The following is an 11,267-nucleotide window of genomic DNA, read 5'->3' as shown; positions in this document are numbered from 1 at the left end:
GAGATGACCATGACGACGCAGGACACCAGCGGCCCCCGGCCGGTACCCACCCTTGAAATGGTGGCTGCCTTGGCCGGGGTCTCGCGGGCCACCGTGTCCCGTGTGGTCAACGACAGCCCCAGCGTTGACCCGGAGTTGGCGCAGTCCGTGAGGAAAGCCATCCTGGCACTGGACTACACGCCAAACCGTGCTGCACGATCACTCGCCAAACGCCGGGCAAATGCGGTCACATTGATCGTTCCGGAGTCCACGTCCAAGGTCTTCGCGGATCCCTTCTTCGCCTCGGTAGTGCAAGGCATTGCCCTGTACCTCACCGATACCGAGTACACGCTGAACATGGTGATCTCCTCGGAATCGAAACCGGAGAAGACCCGCAGCTTTCTACTCGGAGGCAACGTGGACGGGGTGCTGGTGGTGTCGCACCACAGTGGTGACAATTCCTGGACGCACCTCTCGGGGTCACTTCCCATGGTGTTCGCCGGACGCCCTTTGGTAGGCGGCAAGGAGAGCTACTACGTGGATGTAGCCAACGAGGCAGCGGCTTACGAAATCACGCGACTTCTGACCGAGAGCGGCCGGAAGAACGTTGCAACCATTGCCGGCCCTCAAGACATGCCTCCGGGCCTGGACCGTCTTGCTGGTTGGAGGACGGCCGTGCGGGAGTCAGGTCTTGGGGAGGGCTTGATGGAGGAGGGCGACTTCACCTTGGCCTCCGGCGCCAAAGCAATGCACCGTTTGCTGGATCGCGGCGTACCCATTGACGCCGTTTTTGCAGCGAACGACCAGATGGCTGCCGGTGCCTACACTGCCATCCAAGGGCGGGGCCTGCGCATCCCGGAGGACATCGCCGTCGTGGGTTTTGACGACGATTCCTTCGCTACCTCCGTAACCCCCGCCCTCACCACCGTGCACCACCCGATTGTTGAACTCGGCAAGAAAATGGCCGAAACCCTGGTGAACCTGATCGAGGGGAAACCGGCAGAACGCGTCAACAGGATGCCCACTTCAATCGTGATCCGAGATTCCGTATAGCTTTTAACACTGCGCCTTGAAAGGCTCTTCCATGCTTCCTGCTCCCGTAAGCACCGTCGCACCTTCGCTCGCAACAGGCCGCCCCATCCGCTGGGGTGTAGTAGCCACAGGCTCCATAGCACTTCGCGTGGTGGAGGACCTTGCGCTCCTCGAGGACGCCGTCCTCCACGCTGTCAGTTCCCGCTCGGAAGCATCGGCCCGGACCTTCGCGGAGAAATTCGGTTTTGCTGCGTCCTACTCAGATGTTGGATCGACGCCGGGCTATGAGCGGCTACTCGCGGACCCCGCCGTCGACGTCGTGTACATCGCCACGCCGCATGCGCAGCACCATGCTGTCGCGTTGGCCGCGCTCAATGCGGGAAAGCATGTCCTGTGCGAAAAGCCCATCGCCATGGATGCCGTGCAGGCGCGCGAGCTGGCCGATCTAGCCCGGGATAGGGGGCTTTTCCTCATGGAGGCGGTGTGGACCCGGTTTCTTCCGAGTTTCTGTCGCGCCCTGGAGATCTTGCGTTCGGGTGAAATCGGAGAGCCGCGCTGGCTCCGGGCCGATCTTGGCTTCGTACCCGCCTACGATCCCGAAGCACGGATTTGGGATCCGGCCGCCGGCGGTGGAGCTTTGCTTGACCTCGCCGTATATCCGTTGACGTGGGCGCTGGGAGTTTTCGGCGAGCCTTGCAGTTTGCTTGCCAGCGGAGTTTTGACTCCCGAGGGCGTGGACCTGCAGAATTCGCTCACGTTGAATTACGACGACGGCGCGCATGCGCAGCTCATCACCTCAATCGGCGCGGAGTGCCCCAGCGTAGTAACAGTGGGAGGTACCGAAGGTTGGTTGCGGTCCTCTGCTCCCCTCTTCAACCCGGCCGAGCTCATCATTCAGCCTCGTAGCGGCACACTGCGCACGGAGGAATTTGAGGTGCTCGGGCACGGATTCAGTTACGAGCTGCGTGAGGTGACGCGTTGCCTACAGGCCGGGCTGACCGAGAGCCCGTTCATGACTCCTGAGGAGTCGGTTGGGACCATGGAACTGTTGGACGAGGCTCGCCGGCAGATGGGTCTCCGCTATCCCAGCGATCCTCAGACTCCCACCGCAGCAGATCCCCTGGCTGGCACTCCAGCACCTCACATAGCGCTTCGAGCGTTGTAAAGCGCACAGCCTTGGCACGCCCGTTCTTGAGCACAGCCAAGTTGGCCGGGGTGATGCCGACCTTTTCGGCGAGCACTCCTACGGGCATTTTGCGTTTGGCCAGCATGACGTCGATGTCCACAATGATCGGCATCAGATCACCTCGTCCAGCTCGGCCCGCAGACCAGCAGCTTCGACGTCCCGCGCCACAGCCTGGGCGAGGAGCGTTCTCATCACCAGCACAACCAGCGCCACTCCCCCGATCATCAACGCCGCCCCGCAGATCAGCAACACGATCCCCGGGGCTGTCTCGCCGGGCGCCAGGATCACTGCGATGCCAAACATCAACACCGCTGCGAAAGCGATGGCTCCGAAGATGATGTCCACAAATCGGAACGCCCGGTGGGAAAAAACTGTCCCGCGGCGCACCATGGTCAGCAAACGCCACACGCAGACCGCTACCACTTGGACACACAGAATCCCCAGGACCACGATGCCCAGCAGCGCGATCCGGGGACCATCCGGGGCGCCGGCCTCCACCAGATCGGTTGAGAGCAGCGGGACCATCCTTAGCTGCACAAACAGTGAACCCGCCAGCACCATCGCCATTACTATCCGCAAGGCGAGGATTGACAGCTTTCCCACAGAGACTCCTTTATCGAACAACAACCCGATTCTATCGATATTCGATACTTAAGCAACCGCAATACTGGCTTATGGGGATAGTCAGCTTGCTTACTAAAGCCGCTTTCCCTAGGCTTGAACAGGTCAGACAAACAACTCTCACAGCGGCGGCACACGCTCAAAAAGCAACCGCCGCACCACGGAGGAGGAACAATGTCAGAACACAACATCACAGGCAAGAAGGTCGCATTCCTGCTGACGGACGGCGTGGAGCAGGTGGAACTCACCAGCCCATGGCAGGCGGTCAAGGACGCTGGCGGCGAGCCAACCCTCGTGGCTCCGTCCAAGGGAAAGCTCCAAGGCTTCAATGGAGTGGAGAAGGGTGACACCTTCGACGTCGACCTTGCCGTGGCCGACGCCAACGCCTCCGACTTCGACGCCCTGGTTCTTCCCGGCGGAGTAGTCAACGCCGATCATCTCCGCGTGGACAAGGACGCGCAGAACTTCACGCGCACCTTCTTCGAACAGCACAAGCCCGTGGCTTCGATCTGCCACGGTCCGTGGATTCTCATCGACGCCGGCGTCATCAAGGGCCGCAACGTCACCTCGTATCACACGCTCCAGACGGACCTGAAGAATGCGGGCGCCAACTGGACCGACGAGGAAGTGGTGGTGGACCAAGGCCTGGTCACCAGCCGCAACCCGGACGACCTCCCCGCCTTCAACGCCAAGGTGGTCGAGGAGATCTCCGAAGGCCAGCACGCAGGCCAGACCGCCTAGCGCTCACCCACCCACATACGGGAGGAGTTCATCGTGAGGCGCTTCGTGCCGGGTAAAGGTATGAGTAGCCCGCGGCCAACAAGAGAACTTGACGTGGCTCAACAAAAGGTGGCTGAAAGGGGGCGATGAGAGTTGTATATTTACCCAATGGATTCACTGGGGGAAGCTCACTCGAAAAGCGTCAACGACGAGAAAAAGCGAGGCAGCTCATCGGAGGTCCCACAGCGGCCGGAGCGGTCTACGGGAAGTCCGGCGCCGATCGGGAAACTGGTGCCCACACCGCCACCTGGCACCATGCGGCTAGCCCAGTTCCTATGGGTGGTGAGCTTCCTCGTGGGCGCCGGCTGTATTTTCATCGTCTACTTCGTGCGTGAAAGCCAACTTGACTGGTTGCGCGAGTTGGTTCGTGAGGCATCCCTCGACACCAGCCCAGAGACTTTGGACACCATCACGGGATTGGTCTTTTGGGCGTCCCTGGGAGCGGTCTCCCTCGTGATCCTGATTGAAGTGTTTCTTGTCTCCACAGTGATGCACGCACGTAACTGGGCGCGCTGGGCTCTGGTTGGTGTCATGCTGCTACACCTCGCGGTGACGGTCCTCGCCGGAGCGTTCCTGGTGCCTCCAGACAATAGGGGGCCATTCGTTCTTTCGTTTTTGGCTGTGCAGCTCATCATGGCTTTGGCTGCGACGGTTACGATGTTTCTTCCTGCTACTGCAGCCTGGATTAAGTCCAGAGCCCGGCCTGTCTAACGCTGATCCGCTGTGCTTTGCAGATCCTCAATAATGCCTTCGCAGGTTCTGACGATGGTCCGGCACACGTCGATTACTGCTCTATCTGATAAGGGGTGTTCAGATAAAGTACGCCACCGTTTCACCGCTGCTAAGGCGGCTTCTTCGATTTCACTCTGATAGGCCTCTTCGGGCAGGCCAAGACGTTTCGACACCGAGGTTCCGGAGCCACCGAGCAGCTGTTCGGCTTCTGGCGCGAACTCCCTGGGAAGTGTCGCGGCACCGGAGCGCAGGCGCATCAGAAGGCGTAGTTCGCGTGGCTCGTGTGAGGCAGACAGCAGACGCTCGAGCATGGGCGACACCCTTTCAGCTCCTGGCCGTGGCCGGTCTTTGAGCAGCTGGTCCACACCCATAATGACCGAGCGAATTTTGAGTTCGGCAGCTCGGGCCTGAAACTGGCCTTGAAGAAGGTCCAGCAGCTCGTCCAATCCACTTCGTCGGGCAAGCTCCTGGGCGAGTGTCGTTGCGTCGTTCGATCCGCTTTGAATCAGCACTACGGCTAGGCGGATTCCGAAAATGCCGAAGCGGTTGACTAAGCATGTCCGCATTTCTTCGTTCACTGTTGACGGGTTCTTTGAGGCCAAAAATATGTCGGTCGAGAGCAGTGTTCTTTCCCGGGCTGATCGATCCACTTTCGCAAGCTCTGCCAAGGCAACGTACTCGGACTGACGTAGGGTGCGGGCAGTTTGCGCGAGCAATCCTGCCACCGGGATGATCCCCAGCGAGAGCCTTCGCAGTTTCTTGTCTTGCCTGTAGCGGTCGGCTATGCGACCGGCCGATACAAGGGACTCAATTCGCCCCGCACCGATTTCATCCACCCGCGAGAGCACTACCAAGGAGCTAACAGCACCGGAAAATCTCCTTTTGGGGTCCTGAAGTGCTTCGAGGAACTTCACGTCGGAGCTGTGGAGGTGCCGCATGAGATAGATGATGGCGTCCGCATCAGAAGGTGCATCATCGGGCGCCATGGAATTCTCGGATCGAGCAGAAACACTCTCTGCCAGCGATGCAAGGCCCGGGGTGTCTATGAGTGTGAGATTTTTTAGGGCCGGGGACGGCCAGTCCACAACGAGATGTTTAACTTCTTCGGGCCGGTGGCCATCGAGAGTAAGAACCAGATGGCCTTCGCGCCGGCGGATGGGCAGTTCACGGGGCTGACCCTCAACCGGATGCAGAGTCAGCTTCGGGACGTGTCCGTGTCTATACCAGGTGACAACTTTGGTGCATTCCCCGGCATCTGTGGCGGCAATCTCTTCCCCGATGATGGCATTGAGCAGCGTGGACTTCCCGGCTTTGGCCATTCCAGCGACTGCGACACGGAGCGGTTCCTGGAGTCGGCAGGAATACGCCTCCAGCATACTGAGGGCTGTATGGTCTCCTGCGTAAAGCTCTGTTGTCTCACGCAGCAGCTCAGCGGCGGCGCTGGTTACTGGCTTCAAGGTTTTGCTGTAACCATCTGGGGAGCCGTCAAAGCGGATGCATGACGATGCAGTACATTCACGCGCTCCAACTCGGTTCTTATGGCCTTGATGCGCAGCTCGCGCGTCGACGAGAAGGTCGTGGCGGCCTTCTGCGCGGCCGTGACCGATTCGGCCAGCGAGCGGTGGTGTTCTTCGGCTACGTCTGTGAAGTGATCACGGGTTGAGCGCTGGATCAAACGGAGCCGGTCCTTGAGCTGCTTGCCCACTTGAAATATGACATCGTCAATCTGTCGACGCACAAGGTTCTTGGCTTCGGCCTGACGCCGCTGGAGCCGTCCCTGCATGTCCTCTTTGTAAGCTTTTCCACCGAGCAGCAGACCGGCCCCGATAGAGATGGGGTTGATCAGCGCCATTCCCAGAACCCCGGTCAGGAGTCCGAACATCAAAAGGCCCCCGTAGGATCCTCGCATCCCGATGAGAATCTTCTGGGTGGGCTTGACGTGCCCGGGATCCAACACGGGCATGGGTTCTACCGGGTCCATGACGTCATCTGTCTCATCAACCCGAAGCGCGGGGAGGGCCATTTCGTCCTGGTCAAAGTACTCTGCTACTTTGGCGGCCAACCACTGAGCGCGCTCATTTGTCCAGACGAATGTGTCCGCGATGGCTTCGGCGCAACGTTCTTCGAGCCACTCAGTGAACTGTTCCCAGGACTTTCCGGGGTCGCCTTCGTCAATAGCCTGCTCGGCCTCACGCTGAATTTTCCGGAGCCTGTCGCGCAGATCATGTTCCATATCTGAGATGAGATCTGACATGCCGTCGTTGAGCACCACCTGCCAGCGAGCTGAGCGCTTACGGGACTCACCTGACTTCTCTTTGGCCAGTTCCAAATCCGCTATCAGCTGCGGAGTGCCGTTGGGATTTTCCAGAGCAGCCAGTTCAGCCTTGAGTGACAGACGCAACTGCTCAATTACGGAGAGCAAGTCCTGGCGGACAGACTTTTCCTGGTTACGCTCGGAATTACCGACTATTTCCTGACGCAGGTGCTTTATTAGCTGCGGGAAACCGGACTCATCGTTGAGTTCCTGATCCTCAAGCCGGGCGGCGTGCAGCCGCAGTTCGGAGGAAACCGGGAACAGGGGGATTAGCTCCTGTCTTCCTTCACTGAGATGTTCGCGGTCCAGATCAAGTACCCGGCGCCACTGAGGATAGAGGTCTGTTTTCGTTAGTACACACGCAACGTTGGGTGAAACCCGCATGGCTTGGCGGAGGAACCGCATTTCCGGTTCGGTGTACTCCTGGGATGCGTCGGAGACCAAGAGCATGGCATCGGCTGTCGGCAGCGCTGTAAGTGTCGTCAGTGAGTGTACTGAGTTGAACCCTCCCACGCCGGGGGAGTCAATCAGTGACAGCCCGCCTGAGAGGATCTTTCGCGGCAGACATACTTCGGCCGAGATGAACCCGCGTTTGTTTCCCGGGTTCCCCTTTTCGGATACGTGGGCGGCCAGTTCATCCATTGCAATAGGGACACGTTTCAGTTCAGTCTCCCCGCCAGGTGAGCCTGCTACCAGCACCGCGGCCGATGCAGGACTCCCATGCCGGACAACGGTAGGGACGGAAGTGGCTATATCGTCATCCACAGGGCAGACCGGAGCATTCACGAGGGCGTTAATGAGCTGGCTCTTGCCCTGCTTGAACTCTCCGACAACGATCACCCGGACACTGGGGTCCATAAGCCGGCTTCGGGTCTGTTCGAGGCGCCGACTAAGGTCATCCCGATCACCGGCCCGGGCCATGGTGATGCCGTGTTCTACCAGCTTGACCAAGTTTGCCACCGGTCCTCCTCCGTATTAATGCGATTTCAATTGAAGCCCGATGAAGGCCCGGCAGGACGTGGAGTCCTGCCGGGCCTTCCCGGTTACGGCTGGAGTGGTCCTGCCGGGCTTTGCCGTTCCAAGCGGTTCGGGTTACGGCACAACCTCGACAGTGACCGGGATGGTGACGTCGCCATCGATCGGAACATCTGCATCGATGAGGTCGCGGTCATCGGTGAACGTGTCGTTGTCTTCGGTGACGGAGGCGTCGATGTCACCGACCGTAATGGACTCATCGGTGACGGAGGCGTCGATGTCACCGACCGTGATGGACTCATCGGTGACGGAGGCGTCGATGTCACCAACGGTGACGGACTCGTCGGTATTTCCGACGTTCTCAAGATCGACGTCGATCTGGTCGCCACCGACGATGTCACCAACAGTGACGTCGCCCACGTCGATCTGGTCGCCACCGGCAATGTCACCAACAGTGACGTCGCCCACGTCGATCTGGTCGCCACCGGCAATGTCACCGCCAGCGATGTCGCCGCCGGCAATGTCGCCAACGGTGACGTCGCCTACGTCGACCTTGTCGCCACCGACGATGTCACCGGCTGCATTTCCATCACCGACGACGTTCCCATCGCCAACAATGTTGTCGTCGCCATCGATGCCGTCGTTGTCCTGGTTGAAGGAATCTTCGATGTCAACGTCTACACGCGTGTCATTGTCCTCGTTGAAGGAGTCTTCGATGTCGCCAACGGTGATATTGGTGGAGTTGTCCTCGGACTCATCGATCTCAACGTCATCCCCGGCTGCGAGGGCACCGTCGCCTGAGGCGACGACAGCATCGTTGTCGAACAGCTGGGTAACGTCGCCGTTAGCCCAGATGTTCTGGTTGACCGACTGGTCCGTGATCGTGTCGCGGTCATCCGTGGTGGAAGTGTAGGAATAGTTGTGCACCACGTGGTGCAGCTGCTGCACTGCGTGGGCGTGATCGTCGTGCTGGGGAGCCGGGGCGTGGTGTCCGGGGGCTGCAGCTGCGCCGGTGCCGGCCAAGGAGCCGTTGCCGCCGGTGTTGTATTCGCGGTCAAAGGAAGACTTGACGGTGATGGGCGCGTAGTCCAGAACTACAGGCATGACTGCATCAACATCTGCCGAGCAGACGTTGCCTAGTCCGGCGTTGTCCAGCGCTTTGTCCGGGTTGTCAAGGAACTCCTGAGCAGCCTGGCGATCGCCAAAGAGGTTCATCAGGAATTGCAGGAGTTCGGAGGTGATGTTAGACATTGGAATGATCCTCAAATTCTGTGAGCTAAGTTGTAGGCCCTGCGTTGCTGCCTGGCTTGATTTGAATCTATTGCAGGAGGGCCAAGCCCGGCATCGGGGTTGTTCCCTGTACCGAACACGCCCCCCTTCCGCGATTTCACAGGAGCAGGATTACGGGCATTACGTGTTCTTGGGGACTCCCGTTACGGGTTCGGCTCAGATTTCCCTGCTTCCAAGGGATCCAGCAGCAGCCGAAGCTTGGTCAAAGTGTCCGAACGGCTGGTGGTTTCCAGACGGCGGCGGATTCTCAACATGTGATGCTCGGCAGTTCGCGGTGAAATAAACAGTGATTCTCCGATTTCCCGGTATGTCTTTCCGTCCAGGACCATTCTGGCTACTTCGCGTTCCCTTACACTCAGGCGGGTCCGGTCATTTCGCACACGGATTGCAGTAGTCTCGGGAAAAGCCTGAGAGACCACCGGTTGTCCAGTGTCAGCTCTCCACGGGGCGTGGGAATCCAGGTCCCGGGCACAGGCGAGCAACCGCGCCATATCCTTCCGGTCGCCAGCGCGGGGTGCCGCATGGCCGGCCAGCCGCGAGCCCTCCCATTTCATGCCCAGCGAGGCCAGCCCCCGGGCTGCTTTCTCCACTGATTCGACACTGAAATGTCCTGCCAGGACTGAGACCCAGGTTCTTCCCGCCTCCGCGAGCACCGCTGCAACATGACTGTGGTCAGAAGCCCGGACCAGGGCAGCCGCGTGAGGAGCCATGGCTGACGGACGGTCGGCCAGCAGAGCGGCCCCTACGGCTGACCAGTGAAAGGGTATGGACCACAGGGGAGGGTTGCCGAGCTTTCCCAGCAGTGCCCACCCTTCTGCAATATAGGGCTCAATTGTTGCGGATTGGCGAAGCCGGGCGGCGGCAACCATAAGCTCCCCCCAGGGGAGCAAACTGTAAAGGTCAACTGATACATGAAGGAGCGCCTCACGGGCGTGTTGCCACGATTGGATCAAAAGCCCGGCGTCGCCTGCCCTCCGGGCAAGACCAACTTCAAGGGCTGAACGCAGGAATTGATCCCGTGGGGTAAGGGCTGTGCCCGCTGGTTGGGCGTTTAGCATTGCGGCTCGAGCTTCCTCCGGGTCATCCTGCTGCATTGCAACCCAAGCGCTCATCAGGAGCAGACGGGGCCGATGGGCGGGCCCGCCTTGACCGCTGGCCAGAGCCGAGCGGATTACAGTGCCGGCGGTTTCCAGCTCTCCACCGTGAATAGCGACAAGTGCTGCCAGCACAGCGGGAGTCTCAGCCATAGGTGGGACGGATCCGGAAGAAGTCAGCATGTCCGAGGCCCGAATTAACAGCGCGAGCACCTGATGCGGATGCCCCGTCAGCGACTCCTGGATCCCCTGACCCATAAGTTTTGACGCTTCAGCCAACAAAGTCGGAGCTGCATGAGTGCTCGTGGAGTCCAACATCATGCGGGCCGTCTCGATGTCACCAGTGCCTGTCAGCACTACTGAAGCTGCCGGTGTTGCCGGCCCTGTTCTTTCTATCCCGAGCCATTTGTATAGGGCAGCGCTTCTGCCCATCATTCCCCGAGCAGCCCACACTGCTGTTCCTACTTCTGCACCCCTCAAAAGATCCGGGGCCTCCGGCAGCGCCAGCAGCCCGTCTACCAGCCGGGCAGCCTGGTCCAGGTTTCCGAGTGAATAAGCTGCCTCTGCACGGCGCGATGCTGTTGACCACTCAGCCAACCCGGCCGTTTCTGCCTCTTCGTACAGCGTTATGGCCAGAGCCGGATCAACGACTAAATTCTCATCCCCCGCTGATTCGAGCACCCGTGCTACGCGCCGGTCTCGGAAACCATCAGTGGCAAACGAACGGGCGGCCTCCACAGACAGTGGGCCGCGATCTGTCAAAGCCTGTACCAGCTCAAGTTGCAGCGACTTTACAAGAGCGGGACGATTTCCCAAGAGAAGTGCCCTGCGCAACAAAGGGGGAACTGTTTCGCTTTCGGTGATAAGTCCCTCCGATCGGGCATGGGCAATGAGACCTTCTAGATCCTCGTCGGCCAAGACATCCGGGACCTGCTCACGAACATCGAAACCCAGACCCATGGCCAGGACGAGGGTCTGCAATTTTGTGTCCAGACCCGACAACTCCAACGCGACGTCCTGGAGGACGGACACGCCCTCAACGTCCAGCAGAGTGCCTGGGGAGTCTCCGTCCCCCTGGGCAACAAGCAGATGCTCCACCAGCCAGTTAAGGCCAAATGTTTGCTTCCACAAGCACTTGGCCACGTGGATGGGAACCGGTTTTCCGCGGCGCGATGAGAACCGCTCTTGAATGTCCTGAACACTAAGTTCGGAAACCACGATCGGCTCACTGCCGGTCTGAAATGTGGACAGGAGTTCTTCCATC

9 protein-coding genes and 1 pseudogene are annotated in these 11,267 nt (G+C 59.8%); 4 read left to right on the top strand and 6 right to left on the bottom strand.

Annotation, left to right across the window (positions count from 1 at the left end; genetic code table 11):
* Positions 1-9 precede the first annotated feature (9 nt).
* Positions 10-1,032, top strand: a complete 1,023-nt coding sequence (locus J7I86_RS14710) for a LacI family DNA-binding transcriptional regulator (protein ID WP_214821079.1) — start codon at positions 10-12, stop codon at positions 1,030-1,032.
* A 31-nt stretch (positions 1,033-1,063) separates the two neighbouring features.
* Positions 1,064-1,855: pseudogene (locus tag J7I86_RS23310) on the top strand (Gfo/Idh/MocA family protein); the annotation flags it as partial.
* Positions 1,856-2,021: 166 nt separating this feature from the next.
* On the opposite strand, the gene J7I86_RS14700 reads toward J7I86_RS23310, so the two are convergent.
* Entirely contained in the window at positions 2,022-2,309 is a 288-nt protein-coding gene (locus J7I86_RS14700) for a helix-turn-helix transcriptional regulator (protein ID WP_309476737.1), read from the bottom strand.
* On the bottom strand, positions 2,309-2,800 hold the full coding sequence (locus tag J7I86_RS14695; RefSeq protein ID WP_214820976.1) for a DUF2975 domain-containing protein: 492 nt from the start codon (positions 2,798-2,800) through the stop codon (positions 2,309-2,311). The genes J7I86_RS14700 and J7I86_RS14695 overlap by 1 nt, the downstream gene beginning before the upstream one ends.
* 192 nt (positions 2,801-2,992) lie before the next feature.
* On the opposite strand from J7I86_RS14695, the gene J7I86_RS14690 reads away from it, so the two are divergent.
* Both J7I86_RS14690 and J7I86_RS14685 read left to right on the top strand, forming a co-directional pair.
* Complete coding sequence (locus tag J7I86_RS14690) at positions 2,993-3,559, top strand: type 1 glutamine amidotransferase domain-containing protein (protein WP_214820975.1); 567 nt, start codon at positions 2,993-2,995, stop codon at positions 3,557-3,559.
* A 270-nt stretch (positions 3,560-3,829) separates the two neighbouring features.
* The gene (locus J7I86_RS14685) at positions 3,830-4,309 is read left to right on the top strand and encodes a hypothetical protein (RefSeq protein WP_214820974.1); all 480 of its coding nucleotides are present in this window, start codon (positions 3,830-3,832) and stop codon (positions 4,307-4,309) included.
* Here the strand turns inward: J7I86_RS14685 and J7I86_RS14680 are convergent.
* The 4 genes from J7I86_RS14680 to J7I86_RS23125 all read right to left on the bottom strand — a co-directional run bounded on the left by J7I86_RS14680 (position 4,306) and on the right by J7I86_RS23125 (position 11,221).
* Positions 4,306-5,649, bottom strand: a complete 1,344-nt coding sequence (locus J7I86_RS14680) for a dynamin family protein (RefSeq protein WP_309476738.1) — start codon at positions 5,647-5,649, stop codon at positions 4,306-4,308. The two genes, J7I86_RS14685 and J7I86_RS14680, sit on opposite strands and share 4 nt — an antisense overlap.
* Before the next feature lie 134 nt (positions 5,650-5,783).
* Positions 5,784-7,565, bottom strand: a complete 1,782-nt coding sequence (locus J7I86_RS14675) for a dynamin family protein (protein WP_214821075.1) — start codon at positions 7,563-7,565, stop codon at positions 5,784-5,786.
* Between the two features lie 171 nt (positions 7,566-7,736).
* On the bottom strand, positions 7,737-8,870 hold the full coding sequence (locus tag J7I86_RS14670) for an IniB N-terminal domain-containing protein (protein ID WP_214820973.1): 1,134 nt from the start codon (positions 8,868-8,870) through the stop codon (positions 7,737-7,739).
* A gap of 182 nt (positions 8,871-9,052) precedes the next feature.
* The gene (locus J7I86_RS23125) at positions 9,053-11,221 is read right to left on the bottom strand and encodes a LuxR C-terminal-related transcriptional regulator (protein ID WP_214820971.1); all 2,169 of its coding nucleotides are present in this window, start codon (positions 11,219-11,221) and stop codon (positions 9,053-9,055) included.
* Positions 11,222-11,267 lie beyond the last annotated feature (46 nt).

It is taken from the genome of Arthrobacter sp. ISL-95 (genome assembly GCF_018613695.1).
In the GTDB taxonomy this organism is placed as follows: Bacteria; Actinomycetota; Actinomycetes; order Actinomycetales; family Micrococcaceae; genus Arthrobacter.
Note: the sequence above shows the minus strand (reverse complement) of the source record. Positions and strands in the feature narration are given on the sequence as shown.